Origin of the sequence: Allobosea sp. MMO-172, from assembly GCF_037147855.1 — a bacterium.
Classification (GTDB): domain Bacteria; phylum Pseudomonadota; class Alphaproteobacteria; order Rhizobiales; family Beijerinckiaceae; genus Allobosea.
In genome coordinates, this window is the sequence record NZ_JBBCUM010000009.1 from 77268 (window position 1) to 94214 (window position 16947).

General features: G+C 66.4%; 13 protein-coding genes and 1 pseudogene. 7 read left to right on the forward strand and 7 right to left on the reverse strand.

From position 1 onward, the window contains the following. Positions 1–6: 6 nt before the first annotated feature. The 7 genes from WFK61_RS14940 to urtE all read left to right on the forward strand — a co-directional run bounded on the left by WFK61_RS14940 (position 7) and on the right by urtE (position 9631). A complete protein-coding gene (locus WFK61_RS14940) occupies positions 7–2016 on the forward strand; it encodes a type I secretion system permease/ATPase (RefSeq protein WP_336812885.1) in 2010 nt (669 codons plus the stop codon). Between the two features lie 23 nt (positions 2017–2039). After that, on the forward strand, positions 2040–3380 hold the full coding sequence (locus tag WFK61_RS14945) for an HlyD family type I secretion periplasmic adaptor subunit (RefSeq protein ID WP_336812886.1): 1341 nt from the start codon (positions 2040–2042) through the stop codon (positions 3378–3380). A gap of 455 nt (positions 3381–3835) precedes the next feature. After that, positions 3836–5131: an urea ABC transporter substrate-binding protein gene (gene urtA, locus WFK61_RS14950; RefSeq protein WP_336812887.1), complete on the forward strand. Its 1296-nt coding sequence runs from the start codon at positions 3836–3838 to the stop codon at positions 5129–5131. A 108-nt stretch (positions 5132–5239) separates the two neighbouring features. After that, positions 5240–6841, forward strand: coding sequence for an urea ABC transporter permease subunit UrtB (gene urtB, locus WFK61_RS14955; RefSeq protein ID WP_336812888.1), 1602 nt, complete (start codon positions 5240–5242; stop codon positions 6839–6841). Beyond that, a complete protein-coding gene (gene urtC / locus WFK61_RS14960) occupies positions 6838–7977 on the forward strand; it encodes an urea ABC transporter permease subunit UrtC (RefSeq protein WP_336812889.1) in 1140 nt (379 codons plus the stop codon). The genes urtB and urtC overlap by 4 nt, the downstream gene beginning before the upstream one ends. A gap of 5 nt (positions 7978–7982) precedes the next feature. Next, positions 7983–8747, forward strand: a complete 765-nt coding sequence (gene urtD / locus WFK61_RS14965) for an urea ABC transporter ATP-binding protein UrtD (RefSeq protein ID WP_336812890.1) — start codon at positions 7983–7985, stop codon at positions 8745–8747. 188 nt (positions 8748–8935) lie between these two features. Further along, positions 8936–9631, forward strand: coding sequence for an urea ABC transporter ATP-binding subunit UrtE (urtE, locus tag WFK61_RS14970; protein ID WP_336812891.1), 696 nt, complete (start codon positions 8936–8938; stop codon positions 9629–9631). A gap of 17 nt (positions 9632–9648) precedes the next feature. Here the strand turns inward: urtE and WFK61_RS14975 are convergent, their stop codons facing one another. The 7 genes and pseudogenes from WFK61_RS14975 to WFK61_RS15005 form a co-directional block, all read right to left on the reverse strand. Next, on the reverse strand, positions 9649–10491 hold the full coding sequence (locus WFK61_RS14975) for an IclR family transcriptional regulator (protein ID WP_336812892.1): 843 nt from the start codon (positions 10489–10491) through the stop codon (positions 9649–9651). Between the two features lie 31 nt (positions 10492–10522). Further along, positions 10523–11727: pseudogene (locus WFK61_RS14980) on the reverse strand (amidohydrolase/deacetylase family metallohydrolase). A gap of 1 nt (position 11728) precedes the next feature. Next, positions 11729–12601, reverse strand: coding sequence for an ABC transporter permease (locus WFK61_RS14985; RefSeq protein ID WP_336812893.1), 873 nt, complete (start codon positions 12599–12601; stop codon positions 11729–11731). Then, positions 12601–13542 (reverse strand): ABC transporter permease, encoded by a 942-nt coding sequence (locus tag WFK61_RS14990; RefSeq protein WP_336812894.1) that lies wholly within the window; start codon positions 13540–13542, stop codon positions 12601–12603. Before WFK61_RS14990 ends, WFK61_RS14985 begins: the two co-directional genes overlap by 1 nt. 61 nt (positions 13543–13603) lie before the next feature. Further along, a complete protein-coding gene (locus tag WFK61_RS14995; RefSeq protein ID WP_336812895.1) occupies positions 13604–15127 on the reverse strand; it encodes an ABC transporter substrate-binding protein in 1524 nt (507 codons plus the stop codon). Positions 15128–15211: 84 nt separating this feature from the next. Beyond that, complete coding sequence (locus WFK61_RS15000; protein ID WP_336812896.1) at positions 15212–16411, reverse strand: aminotransferase class V-fold PLP-dependent enzyme; 1200 nt, start codon at positions 16409–16411, stop codon at positions 15212–15214. Between the two features lie 41 nt (positions 16412–16452). Next, complete coding sequence (locus WFK61_RS15005; RefSeq protein WP_336812897.1) at positions 16453–16941, reverse strand: RidA family protein; 489 nt, start codon at positions 16939–16941, stop codon at positions 16453–16455. Between the last annotated feature and the right edge of the window lie 6 nt (positions 16942–16947).

Sequence of the window (16947 nt, forward strand, 5' to 3'; positions counted from 1 at the left end):
CGCGTAATGGGCCTGCCGCCGGCGATCGGGCTGGCCAATATCCGGCCGGACGACACGGCCAACAGCAACAGCCGCATCGCTCAAGCCCCGGCTGAGCCTGCCGGGCCGCCGCAGGACGGCACGCCCCGCGCCGACGCACGCGGCGACGGCCAGCCGGCGCCCGAGCCTGTCATCCTGCGCCCGAAGCCCGACACCGAGCCGCCCAAGACGGCCCATGACGGAGACCGCGGCGGCAAGGGTGGCGGCGGTGGAGGCGGCGGTGGCGGGGGAGGCTCGGGCCGCGGTACGCCGATCGAGCAGCGCCTCGGCGACCGGGACTTCAAGCAGGTGCTCGGCCAGGGCCTGTCGGGCGCGCGCCGCAATCTGGCGATCGTGGCGGTGTTCTCGGTGGTGGTGAACACGTTGGTGCTCGCCGTGCCGATCTATCTCTTCCAGATGTCGGACCGCGTGCTGACCAGCCGGAGCCTCGACACGCTCGTGATGCTGTCGCTGATCGTCATGGTCGCGATCGGCGCCCATGTCCTGCTCGACATGGTGCGCCGCTTCATGCTGATGCGGGTGGCGGTCGATGTCGAAAGCCGGCTCGGTGGCCCGGTGCTCGCGGCCGCGGCCAAGGCGGCCCAGACCGGCTCCAACCGCGAGTTCCAGACCCTGGCCGATCTCCAGCAGATCCGCAGCTTCCTCACCGGCCCGGTGATCCTGACGATGCTCGATGCGCCGACGGCGCCGATCTACCTGCTGGCGGTCTATCTGATCCACCCGCATCTCGGCTATATCGTCACGGTCTCGGCGATCATTCTCTTCGTCGTCGCCTATTTCAATCAGCAGTTCACCGCCGTGCCCTTCGCGCGCTCCAGCGCTTTCACCACGCGCGCGAACCTGCAGTCGGAGGCGATGTCCCGCAACGCGCAGGTGATCAATGCCATGGGCATGATCCCCGAGGGCGTGCTGATGTGGGGGCGCGAGACGGCGGAATCCCTGAAAGCGCAGGTCAGCGCGCAGGATCGCAACATCCTGATGACCGGCATCTCCAAGTTCTTCCGCCTGGGCACGCAGGTCGCGATGCTCGGCTGGGGCGCGATGCTCTCGCTGGAGGGTCAATTGACCGGCGGCATGGTCATCGCCTCCTCGGTCGTCGCCGGCCGTGCTCTGGCACCGATGGAGGGCACGATCGAGGGCTGGCGCAGCTTCATCCATGCGCGCGCCGCCTTCCAGCGCGTGAAGGCGCTGCTGCAGGCCTCGCCGCTCAATCTCGACCGATTGAAGCTGCCGAGCCCGAAGGGCCGCCTCGATGTCGAGCGGATCCTCTACGTGCCGCCGCCGAACAAGAAGGTCATCCTGAACGGCATCAGCTTCAGCCTCGAGCCCGGCGACTCGCTCGCCATCGTCGGCGCCTCCGGTTGCGGGAAGTCGACGCTCGCCCGCATGCTCGTCGGCTCGATCTCGCCGACGGCCGGCACGGTGCGCCTCGACAAGATGGAGCAGCGCAACTGGGATCCACGCCAGTTCGGCGAGAATGTCGGCTATCTCCCGCAGGACGTGCAGCTCTTTCCGGCCTCGATCAAGGCCAACATTGCCCGGATGCGTGAGGACGCTTCCGATGCCGATGTCTTCGAGGCCGCCGAGATTGCCGATATCCATGAGATGATCGCCCAGTTCACCCATGGCTACGAGACGCAGATCGGCATCGACGGCGCGCCGCTCTCCGGCGGACAGAAGCAGCGGCTCGGCCTCGCGCGGGCGTTCTACGGCAACCCGCGGCTGGTCGTGCTCGACGAGCCGAATTCCAATCTCGACGTGCTCGGCGAAGCCGCTCTCGCCCGTGCCTTCGCCCGCGCGAAGGACCGCGGCATGACCGTGATCGCCGTCACGCAGCGACCGGCCCTGCTGCGCAGCGTCGACAAGATCATGATGATCAAGGACGGCGCGGTGCAGGCCATCGGCGCCCGTGACGAGATCCTGCCGATGATCGTCGGCCAGCGCAGCATCGATGGCGGCGCGCCGCGGCCGCAATGACGTGAGTGAGGGGAGTGGGGTTCATGAGCGTTCAGCCAATGTCGCAACCCTGGTACGCCGATGTGCCGCGCAGTACGCGCTCGGCGATGATCGGTGGCGCCGTCATCGTGGCGGTGACCGTGATGGGCTTCGGAGTTTGGGGTAACACCGCGCCAATCGCCGGCGCGGTGATCGCCACCGGCGTCTTCGTCACCACCGGCCAGAACAAGACGATCCAGCACCTGGAAGGTGGCGTGATCCGCGAGATTCTCGTCCGCGAGGGCGATGTCGTCGTGCCCGGCCAGCCGCTGGTGAAGCTGGACGACACCTCGGCCCGCGCCGAATTGCGGCGCCATGAGCTCAAGCTTTACCGCCTCGAGATGATCGAGAGCCGGCTCAGGGCCGAAGTGACCGGTCTGGATGACTTCAATGCCCCGCCGCATCTCCTCGACAAGCGTGGCGATCCCGACATCGCCGTCCTGTTCGCTTCCCAGCGCACCGCCTTCAAGGCGCGGCAGAACAACATGGCCAGCGAGATCGCCGCCCATCAGAAGAGCATCGACGCGCTGGAGGAGAAGGTCGCTGGCAGCAAGGTGCAGCTTGCGGGCGTCGAGCGGCAATCGCAATTGCTGAAGGAGGAGCTGGAAGGCAAGCAGGCCCTGCTGCAGCGCGGTTATATCCGCAAGCCGGAGGTGCTCTCGCTCCAGCGCCTTGCCGCCAACCTGACCGGCGAGGCCGGCCGCATCAGCGGTGATATCGGCGATTCCCGCGAACGGATCGCCCGCTCGGTCGAGCAGATCGACGGCGTGCGCAAGAACGCGCAGAAGATCGCCTCGGAGCAGCTCCAGGAGATCAGCGCCGATCTCAACGACGTCCGCGAGCGCATCCATACCGTCAAGGGCGTGCTCGACCGCTCGAACATCACCGCCCCGGTCAAGGGCACGGTCGTGAAGCTGCGCTACCACACCTCCGGTGGCGTCATCGAGGCCGGCAAGAACATCATGGAGATCGTCTCGCTGCAGGATGAGCTCATCATCGAGGCGCGCGTGCGCCCGCAGGACATCGACAAGATCAAGCACAGCCAGCTCGCCAGCGTGCGTCTCACCGCGCTCAACCAGCGCATCACGCCGATGGCCACAGGCAAGGTCATCTACATCTCGGCCGATGCTCTGCCCGACGAGAAGCAGCGCTCCTATCCCGCAGTGCCGGATCTCTACGTCGTCCGCGCCCGGCTCGACCCTGAGAGCGTTGCGAGCATCCCGGATTTCCAGCCGACGCCGGGAATGCCGGCCGATGTCTACATCAAGACGACCGAGCGCACCTTCTTCGAGTATCTGATGCAGCCGTTGAAGGACAGCATGGCCCGGGCCTTCCGCGAGACCTGAGAGCTTCGCCGTCGATCGGCGGGATCGCCCTTCGCCGGTCGTGACGACGGTTTCCCTGGTGCGCCGCGCCAGGGAAACTGTGCGTGTTTCCGCCATGCGCCCCGCAGGCCGGCAAAGGCGGCCGCAGAACGCGGCGCAAATTGAGGCAGGCAGCCTCGCTTCCCAACACGATCGGAATGGCCAGGCGGGCCGAAGTGAGGCTTCTGCTCAAAAAGGCGACATATCTCCGGGCTGGAAATATTATGCCTAATAATTGCTCATGAACGGATAGGTTGCGGCCACGCGTGCGCCATTCGGGCGGTGCGGAGAACGTCTGACGAAACCGCGTGGAATCGGCGGTTTCCCTAGAGAAAAGCAGCCTTTCCGCTGTTGGCACATCGCTTGCGTTGGATTGTTCATGGGCCGCACGGCCCGCCGGTGTCGAGGGGACGCCGTCAACAACAGTCCTTCGGGAGATGGCCGTGAACAGCAACCGTCGCGAATTTCTCGGCACCGCTCTGGCTGGTGCCGCTTTCCTCGGATCGTCCTACCTGCCGGCGGCGGCGCAGCAGGACACCATCAAGGTCGGCATCCTTCACTCGCTCTCGGGCACCATGGCGATCTCCGAGACGACGTTGAAGGACGTCATGCTCATGCTCATCGAGGAGCAGAACAAGAAGGGCGGCCTGCTCGGCAAGAAGCTTGAGGCCGTCGTCGTCGATCCCGCCTCGAACTGGCCGCTTTTCGCCGAGAAGGCGCGCGAGCTGATCACCAAGGACAAGGTCGCGGCCACTTTCGGCTGCTGGACCTCGGTGTCGCGCAAGTCGGTGCTGCCGGTCTTCAAGGAGCTCAACAACATCCTGTTCTACCCCGTCCAGTACGAGGGCGAGGAGAGCGAGCGCAACGTCTTCTACACCGGCGCCGCGCCGAACCAGCAGGCGATCCCCGCCGTCGACTACCTCGCCAAGGAAGAGAAGGTCGAGCGCTGGGTTCTGGCCGGCACGGACTATGTCTATCCGCGCACCACCAACAAGATCCTCGAGGCGTACCTGAAGTCCAAGGGCGTGAAGCCCGAGGATATCATGATCAACTACACGCCCTTCGGCCATTCCGACTGGCAGACCATCGTCTCCGACATAAAGAAGTTCGGCTCGGCCGGCAAGAAGACCGCCGTGGTCTCGACCATCAACGGCGACGCCAACGTGCCGTTCTACAAGGAGCTCGGCAACCAGGGCATCAAGGCGACCGACATCCCGGTCGTGGCCTTCTCGGTGGGCGAGGAGGAACTCGCCGGCATCGACACCAAGCCGCTCGTCGGCCATCTCGCCGCCTGGAATTACTTCCAGTCGATCAAGACCCCGGAGAACGAGGCCTTCATCAAGCAGTGGCAGGCCTTCACCAAGAACCCGAAGCGCGTCACCAACGACCCGATGGAAGCCCATGTCGTCGGCTTCAACATGTGGGTGAAGGCGGTCGAGAAGGTGAAGTCGACCGATCCCGACAAGGTCATCGACGCGCTGCCCGGCATCGAGGCGCCGAACCTCACCGGCGGCATCTCGAAGATGCTCCCGAACCACCACATCACCAAGCCGGTCTTTATCGGCGAGATCAAGGATGATGGCCAGTTCGACGTGGTCTGGAAGACCTCGGGCCTCGTCCCGGGCGACGCCTGGTCGAAGGAGCTCGACGGCTCCAAGGACCTCATCGGCGACTGGACCGAGAAGAAATGCGGCAATTTCAACGTCAAGACCGGCAAGTGCGGCGGCGTCTGAGATCATGAGGGGGAAGGGCGGCACGGGAAAAATCCCGGCCGCCCTCCATTCGCCGCCCAGCGGCAAGGCTTTTCCAGGCAATCACCAGCCGACATGCGAACCGGATCGATGCCGATCTTACACCGCCTGAAGCACGCATTCGTCATCCTCGTCGCGCTGGTCGCGGCTTCGGTCGCGTCGATCGCGCAGACCGCCGACGAGGCCTTCACGCGGCTGGCGGCAGATAGCTATTCCGACACCTCCCGCGCCATCGAAATCCTGGTTTCAACCGCTCATCCCAATGCGGCGCTGATCGTCGAGGCCCTCAGTGATGGGCGTCTGCTTGCCGGCCCCGGCGGCGTCGCCGTGAAGACGGCGGCCGGCGGCTTCGTCGACGCGAAGACGGGCGCAGCGCTCGCAGCCGCTCCCGCCGACGTGAAGCCCGTCCGCCTCAACAACGCCGTGCGCCGTGCGGTCCAGGCCGCGCTCGGCGGCCTCGGTCTGCTCAATCCCGATCCGGGCAAGCGCGCGGCTGCGGCCGAGGCCGTGTTCAAGTCCCGCGATGCCGGCCTGCTGCCGATCGTCGAGGCGGCGATCGGCAAGGAAACCAATCCCCGCGCGCTCGCAGCCCTGCGTCAGGCCCAGGCCGCGATCTTGATCGCCAGGCCCGACACGCAGCCCCTGGACCGGTTCGCGGCGATCGAGGTTCTGCGCGAGCGGGCCGATCAGGATGCGCTGGCGACTTTGCGCGCGCTGCCGGGCGATGTGACGCCGGCCCTCAAGGAGGCACAGGCCAAGGCGATCACTGCTATCGAAGGCCGGTTGAAGCTCTGGGCTGCCGCTCAGAACCTCTGGTACGGGCTCTCGCTCGGCTCGGTTCTGCTGCTCGCCGCCATCGGGCTCGCCATCACCTTCGGCGTGATGGGCGTGATCAACATGGCCCATGGCGAGATGGTCATGCTCGGCGCCTACACGACCTTCGTAGTGCAGGAGCTGATCCGCACGAATGCGCCCTGGCTGTTCGACTGGTCTCTGGCGATCGCGCTGCCGGCTGCCTTCATCGTCGCCGGTGCCGTGGGCATCGCCATCGAGCGCGGCGTCATCCGCTTCCTTTACGGCCGCCCGCTGGAGACGCTGCTCGCGACCTGGGGCATCAGCCTCATCCTGCAGCAGGCGGTGCGCACCGCCTTCGGCCCGACCAATCGCGAGGTCGGCGCACCCTCCTTCATGTCGGGCGCTTTTGAACTCGGTGGTTTAGCGATCACCTATAACCGACTCTGGATCATCGTCTTTGCTGCCCTGGTCTTCGCCGCGCTGCTCGCCATCCTGAAGCTCACGCCGATGGGCCTGCAGATGCGCGCCGTCACCCAGAACCGGCGCATGGCCTCCGCCATGGGCATCCGCACCGGCCGCATCGACGCACTGACCTTCGGGCTGGGCTCGGGCGTCGCGGGCCTCGCCGGCGTCGCGCTCTCGCAGATCGACAATGTCAGCCCCAATCTCGGCCAGAGCTACATCATCGACTCGTTCATGGTCGTGGTCTTCGGCGGTGTCGGCAATCTCTGGGGCACGCTGGTCGGCGCCATGACGCTCGGCGTCGCCAACAAGCTGCTCGAACCCTATGCAGGCGCCGTGCTCGGCAAGATCGCGCTGCTCGTCTGCATCATCCTCTTCATCCAGAAGCGCCCGCGCGGTCTGTTCGCGCTCAAGGGCCGGGCGGTGGAAGCATGATCACCCGCTTCCTCCTGCAGAACATGGACCGGCGCGGCGGCATCTTCCTGGCGATCCTGCTGGGCCTTGCCGTGCTGGTGCCGCTCTCGAACCTGTTCCTGCCGGCATCCTCGCCTTTCCATGTCCCGACCTCGACCATGTCGCTCTGGGGCAAATATCTCTGCTATGCGCTGCTGGCGGTCTCGCTCGATCTCGTCTGGGGTTATTGCGGCATCCTGAGCCTCGGCCACGGCGCCTTCTTCGCGCTCGGCGGCTATGCCATGGGCCTCTACCTGATGCGCCAGATCGGCTCGCGCAGCGTCTACGGCAATCCGATCCTGCCGGATTTCATGGTCTTCCTGAACTGGCAGGAACTGCCCTGGTACTGGTGGGGCTTCTCCTCCTTTCCCTTCGCCATGCTGATGGTGCTGGCGGTTCCGGGCCTGCTCGCCTTCGTCTTCGGCTGGTTCGCCTTCCGCTCGCGCGTTACCGGCGTCTATCTCTCGATCATCACGCAGGCGCTGACCTATGCGCTGCTGCTCGCCTTCTTCCGCAATGACATGGGCTTCGGCGGCAATAACGGCCTGACCGATTTCAAGGACATCCTCGGCTTCAACATCCAGGCGCAAGCGACTCGCGCTGCTCTGTTTTCCATGACCTGCGTCATGCTGGCGGCGGGCTTCCTGATCGCGCGCGGCATCGTCGTCTCGAAGCTCGGCAAGGTCGTGATCGCGATCCGTGACGCGGAATCCCGCACGCGTTTCCTCGGTTACCGGGTCGATCGCTTCAAGCTCTTCGTTTTCACCGTCTCGGCCTGCATGGCGGGCGTGGCCGGCGCGCTCTACGTTCCGCAGGTCGGCATCATCAATCCCAGCGAATTCGCCCCGGCCAATTCGATCGAGACCGTGATCTGGGTCGCGGTCGGCGGGCGCGGCACGCTGGTCGGCGCGGCCCTGGGCGCGGTCGTGGTCAACTGGGCCAAGACGCTGTTCACCTCCGGCTTCATGGCGCCGTACTGGCTCTTCGCGCTCGGCGGCCTCTTCGTCGTCGTCACGCTCTTCCTGCCCAAGGGCATCCTCGGCACCGCCGAGGCCCTGTGGGCGCGGCGCCGCAAGCCCGATAGCGCCCCGGCCGCCGAGCCGGCTCCGGCGGAGTGACGGTGATGAACGCTCCCGTGCCCGGCGCCCTGACCTCCTCGCTGCTCTATCTCGACGGCGTCAGCGTCACCTTCGACGGCTTCAAGGCGATCCGTGGACTGTCCCTAACCATCGAACCGGGAGAGATGCGCGCCATCATCGGCCCCAACGGCGCCGGCAAGACCACGATGATGGACATCATCACCGGCAAGACCAAGCCCGATGTCGGCACGGTCATGTTTGGCGGCACGGTCGACCTGACCAGGCTCGACGAGGCCGCGATCGCCAATCTCGGCATCGGCCGCAAGTTCCAGAAGCCAACCGTCTTCGACAGCCACACGATCGAGGACAACATCCTGCTGGCATTGAAATCGAAGCGCACGGTCGGTCGGACGCTGTTCTGGAAAACCGAGGCGCCGCAGCAGAAGCGCATCGACGACATCCTCGGCATCATCCGCCTTGCCGACAGGCGCGACCGGCTCGCCGGCTCGCTCTCTCATGGCCAGAAGCAGTGGCTGGAGATCGGCATGCTGCTGGCCCAGGACCCCAAGCTCCTGCTTGTCGACGAGCCCGCCGCCGGCATGACCGATGGCGAGACGGCGCAGACGGCGGTGCTGCTCAAGGAGATCGCGAGGGATCACTCCGTCATCGTCGTCGAGCACGACATGGGCTTCATCCGCGAACTCGGCGTGAAGGTCACGGTGCTGCACGAGGGCTCGGTTCTGGCCGAAGGCCCGCTCGACCATGTCAGCGCCAACGAGCGCGTCGTCGAAGTCTATCTGGGGCGGTGAGGGATGATCGTGACACTCGCCTTGCTCCTCCTCCGCCGTCATCCCGGACAAGCCACGCAGAGGCGCCGATCCGGGATCCATTCCGGAGCGCTGCCGGTGAAGGTTCCGGCATGGATCCCGGGTCTGCGCTTCGCTCCGCCCGGGATGACCCGTGCTTTTTCCTGCGAGGTCAGGGTGGAGGCGACACGATGCTGACCGTCGACGCCATCAACCTGCATTACGGCGCCGCCCAGGCACTGCGTCGTGTCTCCGTGACCGCCGAGACCGGCAAGGTCACTTGTGTGATGGGCCGCAACGGCGTCGGCAAGACCTCGCTGATGCGCGCCATCGTCGGCCATCAGCCGATCTCCGGGGGACATATCCGCCTCGACGGAGAGGATATCTCGGCGCTGCGCAGCGAGGATCGCGCGCGGGCCGGCGTCGCTTATGTGCCGCAGGGGCGGGAAATCTTTCCGCTGCTGACGGTGAAGGAGAATCTGGAGACCGGCTTCGCGCCGCTGAAGCGCCGAGAGCGCTTCGTCCCGGATGAACTCTTCGACCTGTTCCCCGTGCTGAAGACCATGCTGGGCCGGCGCGGCGGAGACCTCTCGGGTGGCCAGCAGCAGCAACTCGCGATCGCGCGGGCGCTGGTCACCCGACCCAGGCTGCTGGTGCTGGACGAGCCGACGGAGGGCATCCAGCCTTCGATCATCAAGGATATCGGCCGTGCCATCGACTACCTTCGCCAGAAGGGCGGCATGGCGATCGTGCTGGTCGAGCAGTACTTCGACTTCGCCCGCGACCTCGCCGACACGATGTTCGTGATGGATCGCGGCGAGGTCGTGCTGTCCGGCCCGATGAGCGAGCTCGATGGCGCTCAGGTGCAGCGCCTGATCCAGGTCTAGGGGCTCTGCGGCGCGCTTCAGCCGAACTTGCGTCCGGCGACGAAGGAGCCCATGCGCCAGCCGAGCTTCTCCTCGATGCGCCGGGCCGCGGCCTTCACCGCCTCGACGAAATTCGCATGTTCCTCATTCACCCGGAATTCGGGCAGCACGATCGAGACCGTGATCGGGCAGGCGCCGGCCTCATCCAGCACCGGCGCGGCGATGCAGGCGACCGCGTAATCCGATTCTCCGGCCTGGATCGACACGCCCGTCGTCAGCGCGTCGCGCGACTGCGCGAGCAGGGTGGCGGGGTCGGTGACGGCACGGCCTGTTGGCGAGGCCTTGGCGCTCTTGCGGAAGAGGGCGGCCCGCTCGGCCTCGTCGAGGCCTGCGACCAGCAGGCGGCCGGAAGCCGTCCAGTTCAAGGGCACGCGCGTGCCGACGCGCGAGGTGATGACGAAATGGCCCGGCCCCTCGGCCATGGCCTCGACCACCATCATGCCGCCATCCCGGCCGCAGATCTGCACGGTCTCGCCGACTTCGCGCGAGAGCACATGCATTTCATGCGTCGCGACATTGATGACCTGGAGGTCGCGCGCATAGGCGAGGCCGTAATGATAGAGCCTTGGTCCCAGCCAGACGCCGCCATCGCCGGCGCGGGCCAGCAGGCTCTTGTCGAGCAGGTCCTCGACGATGGCATAGACGGTCGAGAGCGGCGCGCCGATGGCGCGGGCGATCTCATAGGCGGTCAGCGCCCGCCCTTCCTGCTGGAGATGATCGAGGATCTGCACGGCGCGGTCGATGCCGCTGACGCGCGAGCGCCGCGGCCCGGCCGGTTCCGGTGCGCTTTCGCCATCCTGCGTCGTCGGGGCCTTGCTCATGACTGCGCTTTCATACCTCCCGCTCGCCAAGTCAACGCCAGGAGAGGCCATGGCTGTGCCGCACCAGCCGGCGCGGACGCGGCACATAGCGACTGGCGGTAATCGCTTCAGCGCCGATCACGGCATGGCGCGGCTCGAAAAGCCGGGTCAGCTGCGAGACGTCGCCATTGGAATCGGTTGCTTCAAGATCGCTGTCGATCAGGTCGAAGATCGTGAAATCGGCGCGCTGGCCGACGGTCAATCGGCCCGTCATGTCGAGCTTGATCACCGAGGCCGGAGCGTGGGTCACCGCCTGGATGATGGCGTCGAAGGGCATGCCGACTGACAGCAGTTTCGACATCGTCGTGGCGAGATCCCAGACCGGGAAGTTCATGCAGCGATTGTGCAGGTCGGTCGAGATCGAGAACGGCATCAGCCCGCGCTGGATCGCGGCCTCCGCCACCTTGAACGAGAAGGAGGCGCCGCCATGGCCGATATCGAGGCGCACGCCCTCGGCCGCGCAGCGCTCGGCCAGCTTGAACAGGTCTTCGTCCTCGAGGATGCTCGACCCTGCCTTGCCGTTGAAGCAATGGGTGACGACGTCGCCCGGCCCGAGAATCTCGAGAACCTCGTCATAGAGCGCAGGCGGCTCGCCAACATGCACCATCATCGGCAGCTTCAGGATCTTGGCGATCTTCTTACCGAGCTTGACCGGCGTCACGCCCCAGGAGCCGGTGATGACATGGCTCGCCCGCACCTTGAGCCCGACGATATGCTCGCTGTTCTCGGCATAGCATTCGATGATGCGATCGAGGTCGATATCCTTGATATCGCCAGCTCCGGCACGCGGTTGCAGGCGACGAGCCCGATCGAGCCGAGATTGAGGAAGGCCTTGATCCGCTCGCGCGCCGGCTCGATGACATATTCGCGGAAGCCGTGGAAATTCGCTTCGCCGGCCGATCCCGCATCGACCATGGTGGTAACGCCGCGCTCGGCCCCGCAATCGCTCGGCCGCAGCGAGATGTCGGTGCCTCCATGCCAGACATGGACGTGGAGATCGACCCAGCCCGGCGAGACGAAGGCGCCCTTGCCGTCGACGCGCTCGGCATCGGCCGGCGCCGCCAGCCCTGCACCGATCGCCGCGATCTTGCCGTCGCCTCCGACCAGGATGTCGGTCGCTGTGGTCGGGATGGCCGGCCCGAAGGCGACCGGCTTCACATTGGCGATGAGCAGCGGCTGCCGCGTGTCGGTCGTCATGTCAGAGATCCTTCCGCAGGCGCGGATCGAGCAGGTCGCGCAGGCCGTCGCCCACCATCTGCAGGGAGAGAACGGCGAGCACGATGGCGAGCCCCGGGAAATAGGTCATCCAGTCGGCCTGGCCGATATATTGCCGCCCGGCCGAGATCATCGTGCCCCAGGTCGGGATATCCGGGCTGACGCCGAGCCCGAGGAAGGAGAGGCCGGCCTCGGCCAGCATGGCGCTGGCGAAGATGAAGGTCGCCTGCACGGTGATCGGCGAGACGATGTTGGGCAGGACATGCCGGACCATGATCCGCAGGGTCGGATTGCCGAAGGCGCGGGCCGCCTCGACATAGGGCAGTTCGCGGATCACCAGCGTCGCGGCCCGCACGATGCGCGCGAGGCGCGGCGCGTAGACGATCGAGAGCGCAATGATCACCGTCATCAGCGAGGGGCCGAGCGCGGCGACCAGCGCGATCGCGAGCAGGATGTCGGGGAAGGCCATCATCGCGTCGATCAGGCGCGCGATCGGCGTGTCCAGCCGCTTGAAGAAGCCGGCGAGCAGGCCGAGCGTCACGCCGATCAGCGAGGACAGCACGACGACGGCGGCGCCGACCGAAAGCGACAGCCGGCCTGCATAGAGCATGCGCGAGAAGATATCCCGCCCGAATTCGTCGGTGCCGAACCAGAAGATTCCGGAAGGCGGCTTCAGCCGGTTGACGATCGAGAGCTTGCCCGGCGGATAGGGCGCGAGCAGCGGCGCCAGTGCAGCCAGCAGCACGAAGGCGATCAGGATTGCGAGGCCGATCGCCACCATGCGGCGCTTCAGCAGGTGCTTCAGGAAGGTCCGGCCGCGGTTCGGCGCCGGTGCGTCGGGGGCGAGATCGGTCATCAGTAGCGCACCCTCGGATCGACCAGCAGGTAGAGCATGTCGATCGCGAAATTGATCAGGACGTAGAGGCCGGCGATGACGAGCAGGGCACCCTGGATGACGGGATAGTCGCGCCTGAGGACGGCCGAGACCACGAGATTGCCGACGCCGGGCAGGCCGAACACGGTCTCGGTCACCACCGCGCCGGAGATCAGCACGGCGGCGGTGAGGCCGAGCACGGTCAGGATCGGGATCAGCGCGTTCTTCAGCGCATGGGTCAGGACGACCTTCTGCTCGCCCAGCCCCTTGGCGCGGGCGGTGCGGATATAGTCGTCGCCGAGCACGTCGAGCATCGAGGCGCGGGTGAAGCGCATGATCAGCGCCGAGGAGACGAGCCCGAGCGCCACCGCCGGCAGGATCAGATGCCTGATGCGCTCGAGCAGGCTGGTATCGGGCCCGCCATAGCCGGAGACCGGCAGGATGCCCCAGCGCACGGCGAATATCTGCATCAGGATGAGGCCGAGCCAGAAGCCGGGGATGCTGGCGCCGAGCATGGCGAGCGTCGTCGCCGCCTGATCGAGGAAGGAACCGCGCCGATAGGCGGCATAGATGCCGACCGGCAGGGCGATGGTGCTCGCGATCGCCAGCGAGAGCAGCGTCAGGAAGAAGGTCGGCTCCGCCCGCTCCATCAGCGCCGAGGTCACCGGCATGTTCAGGAAGATCGACTGGCCGAGATCGCCGCGCAGCAACTGCCCGACATAGATCACGTATTGCGACAGGATCGAGCGGTCGAGCCCGAGCCTTGTGCGCAGGTCGGCGACGTCCTGCGCCGTCGCATCGGGGCCGAGCATCACCGCGGCGGGGTCGCCCGGCGTGACGCGCACGATCACGAAGACGATCGTGACGACGAGCAGCATGACCGCGATCATGCCGGATAGGCGTTGAAGGATGTAGCCGACCATGACCTGACCGTCTCGTTGCCCGCCGTCCGGCCACGATCACGCGGCCGGATGGCGAGGGGGATCACTTCTTGAGGGTGACGTTCCAGAAATACGGCCAGGGCGCCGGCACGACGCCGTCGAGCTTGGCGGATTTCGCCGAGAGAGCGTTGAAGTCGCCGATCTTGATGAAGGGAACTTCGTTGTAGATCGTCTTCTGCACATTGGCCCAGAGCGCGGCGCGCTTGGCCGGGTCGGCTTCGGAGGTGAAGGCATCGACGGCGGCCTTGCGGGCAGGCGTATCCCACCAGCCGGGCGAGCTGGTCGAGAGCGAGCCGATCAACGCCGGCTCCGGCAGGAACGGGCTATGGGTGATGTAGATCTCCCAGAGCGCCTTGTCGGTGCGCCGCTGGGTCAGCGTCGCCCAGTCGACCACCTGCAGGTCGACGGTGAAGCCGGCGAGCTTGAGATACTCGGCCGCAACCTGCGCCATCTTGTAGTGGAATTCGTATTGGCGGCTGGTCAGGATGCGGATCGGTTCGCCCTTGTAGCCGGCAGCCTTCGCCGCGGCCTTCGCCTTGTCGGCATCGCCGAGATTGTAGTTCCCGGCGACGCCGGCATCCGTGTTCCAGACATAGCCGGGCGGATAGATATTGCCGTCGAGCGCGTAGAACTCCTTGGTTCCGAACGCCGCCGCCAGCATGTCTTCCATGTTGAGCGCCGTGCGGATCGCCTTGCGGACGGCGAGGTTCTTGGCCGCACCCTCGGCGGTGTTCATGACGAAGACCGGGTAGCCGAAGGGCTTCAGCACGACGGGCTGCGAGGCCGCGCCCTTCAGCCGGTCGAAGGATTCGACAGGGATCGCATCGACATAGGAATATTGGCCGGAGACGGCCGACTCGACGCGGGTATTGGCATCGGGGACCGGCACGAAGCGGACCTCGTCGAGCAGCGGGCGCCGTGCCCCGCCATAGCCGTCGGCCGCGCCCTCGCGCGGCTTGTAGCCGGTGAAGCGGGCGAGCTGGATATACTGGTCGGCCTTGCGCTCCTTCAGCATGTAGGGGCCGGTCCCGATGAACTCCTTCATCGGCTCGTCCTGCTTCTTCGCGGGGACGATGATCGCCGCGGAATTGTTGAAGGCGAGCAGCGAAAGCAGCGGCGCGTAGGGCTCCTTCAGCGTGATCACGACCGAAGCCGGGCCTGCCGCCTCGACGCTCTCGATGAAGCCCGCCGCCTGCTTGCCGCGCGAGGCGAGCTTCATCCAGCGCTTCAGCGAGGCGACCGCGTCCTCCGCGGTGAGGTCGGAGCCGTCATGGAACTTCACGCCTGATCGCAGCGCGATCGTGTACTTCTTGCCGTCCGCACTGACCGTGGGCAGCGCGTCGGCGAGCAGTGGCGTCACCTTCCAGCTCTTGTCGAAGGTGTAGAGCGTCTCGAAGATGTGCTGGGTGATCGTCCCGACGAGGTCCGCGGTCGAGACCATCGGGTCCAGGGTCGGCGGCTCGCCGACGGTCGCGACGGTCGCGATGCCGCCCGCCTCCTGGGCGGTGGCGAGGGACGGGGCGGTGAGCAGGCTGCAGGCGAGGAGGCATCCGAGCAGGCGTTTCATGGTCCCTCACATTCTTTTATTATGTAGTATTGTGCTCAATAACAGAATATCGGCGCGCGGCGGTTGTCAACGCGCGCCTGTCCCTCAATCCGGCCATTTCGCCAGCGAGGCGGCGCGCCGGTTGCGGCGTTCGATCAGCGGGCTCGCGATGATCGTGTTGCTGCGCCGCGCGGTCTCCAGCTCGGCGACGATCCGCTCGGCGACGATTTCCTCCTGGTCAGGGTGCAGGTTGCAGGGGTCGAGGTAGAAATGGCCGTGCTCGACCTCGTGGTCGCGCACGATCACCGGCGGCGTGCCGCGCGCCAGTGCGTCGGCGAGGTCCCAGGCCGTGATATGCGCCTGCTCGGGATCGACCGAGAGCTTCATTCGGTCGAGCGGGTTATTCGTCGGGTCGGGCTCGATGACGGCGGTCACACCGGGGCGGTCGGCAAAGCGGGCAAGCCAGAGATCGAGCGCGCGCTGCTCGCGCGCCCGGATGCCGGCATGGTCGCGCTTCTCCCAGGCCTCTAGCGCTGCCATCGTGCCGAGCACGCTTTCCTTGCCGACCTTCATGCCGCGGCCGATGCCGCCATTCTGGATGAAAGTGGCCCGGACGAGCGCCTTGCGACCGGCGACGATGCCGCCGGTCGGGCCACCGAGGAACTTGTGCGATGAGTACAGCACGATATCGGCGCCGGCGGCGAGGAAGCTGCGCAGGTCGTATTCGGAGGCCGCGTCGACGATGACCGGCACGCCGCGCTCGTGGCAGATCGCCGCGAACTCGTCGAGCGGGAGCAGTCCGTACTGCACCGTATGGTGCGAGACGACATAAAGGGCCGCCGCCGTATGCTCGGAGATCGCCCCTGCGAGCTGATAGGCGCGGGCGCTGGTGGCCTGCCCGACGACGATCGGCGTTGCCCCCGCGAGCCGGATCGCCTGGTCGACAGGCGCGCCATAGCCGACCATGTGGCCCATCATCACGACGACCTCGTCCTTGAGGCCGCTGGCATCCGGCAACTGCTCGACGGCGTAGAGATCGTCGCCGGTCATGGCGCCCGCGATCGCGAGCGTGATCCCGGCCGAGCAGGAGGCCGTGACGAAGCCGGCCTCGCTGCCGCAGAGCCGCGCGATCACGGCACTGGCCTTGCGCTGGAGATCGTCGATCTCGACGAATTGCGGCAGGATCGCCGTCATCGCCGCAACCGCTTCGGGCACCACGATCGAGGCGCCGAGCGCCGTCATCGTCCCCGAGACGTTGATGACGGGGCGCAGGCCCAGCGACGGACGGATATCGGAAGCAGACATGGCATTCTCCTGGGCGGCAGGCGGCGGGGCGTTGGCCCCGGTCATGAAATGGCGACGATCGCCTCGATCTCGACGGTAATCTGTCTGGGCAGCGAGCCGAAGCCGACCGCCGAACGGGCATGCTTTCCGGCCTCGCCGAACACGGCGACGAAGAGGTCGGAGCAGCCATTGATGACGGCCGGGTGGTCGCTGAAATCGGGCTCGGCATTGACCATGCCGAGCAGCTTGACGACGCGGCGCACGCGGCCGAGATCGCCCAGCGCCTCATGCAGCACGGCAAGCAGGTTGAGACCGGTCAAACGGGCATGGTCATAGGCCTCGGCGACGCTGACATCACGGCCGACCTTGCCGGTATGGAGCCGGCCATCCTCATGCGTCGGCCCCTGGCCGGAGAGGTAGATCAGGCCGCCTTCCTGAACATGGGTGGCGAAATTGCCGATCGGCCGGGGCAGCTCGGGCAGCGCAAGGCCGAGCTTGGCCAGCCGCCGGTAGGGCGCCGTGTCGGGAAAGGTGGAAAGCACTGCGTTCATGCTGTC

What these genes read in the sequence shown, in the direction of transcription:
- WFK61_RS14940 (WP_336812885.1), top strand. Translation starts at nt 7, where the DNA reads ATGGGCCTGCCGCCGGCGATCGGGCTGGCCAATATCCGGCCGGACGAC.
- WFK61_RS14945 (WP_336812886.1), top strand. Translation starts at nt 2,040, where the DNA reads ATGAGCGTTCAGCCAATGTCGCAACCCTGGTACGCCGATGTGCCGCGC.
- urtA (WP_336812887.1), top strand. Translation starts at nt 3,836, where the DNA reads ATGGCCGTGAACAGCAACCGTCGCGAATTTCTCGGCACCGCTCTGGCT.
- urtB (WP_336812888.1), top strand. Translation starts at nt 5,240, where the DNA reads ATGCCGATCTTACACCGCCTGAAGCACGCATTCGTCATCCTCGTCGCG.
- urtC (WP_336812889.1), top strand. Translation starts at nt 6,838, where the DNA reads ATGATCACCCGCTTCCTCCTGCAGAACATGGACCGGCGCGGCGGCATC.
- urtD (WP_336812890.1), top strand. Translation starts at nt 7,983, where the DNA reads ATGAACGCTCCCGTGCCCGGCGCCCTGACCTCCTCGCTGCTCTATCTC.
- urtE (WP_336812891.1), top strand. Translation starts at nt 8,936, where the DNA reads ATGCTGACCGTCGACGCCATCAACCTGCATTACGGCGCCGCCCAGGCA.
- WFK61_RS14975 (WP_336812892.1), bottom strand. Translation starts at nt 10,491, where the DNA reads ATGAGCAAGGCCCCGACGACGCAGGATGGCGAAAGCGCACCGGAACCG.
- WFK61_RS14985 (WP_336812893.1), bottom strand. Translation starts at nt 12,601, where the DNA reads ATGACCGATCTCGCCCCCGACGCACCGGCGCCGAACCGCGGCCGGACC.
- WFK61_RS14990 (WP_336812894.1), bottom strand. Translation starts at nt 13,542, where the DNA reads ATGGTCGGCTACATCCTTCAACGCCTATCCGGCATGATCGCGGTCATG.
- WFK61_RS14995 (WP_336812895.1), bottom strand. Translation starts at nt 15,127, where the DNA reads ATGAAACGCCTGCTCGGATGCCTCCTCGCCTGCAGCCTGCTCACCGCC.
- WFK61_RS15000 (WP_336812896.1), bottom strand. Translation starts at nt 16,411, where the DNA reads ATGTCTGCTTCCGATATCCGTCCGTCGCTGGGCCTGCGCCCCGTCATC.
- WFK61_RS15005 (WP_336812897.1), bottom strand. Translation starts at nt 16,941, where the DNA reads ATGAACGCAGTGCTTTCCACCTTTCCCGACACGGCGCCCTACCGGCGG.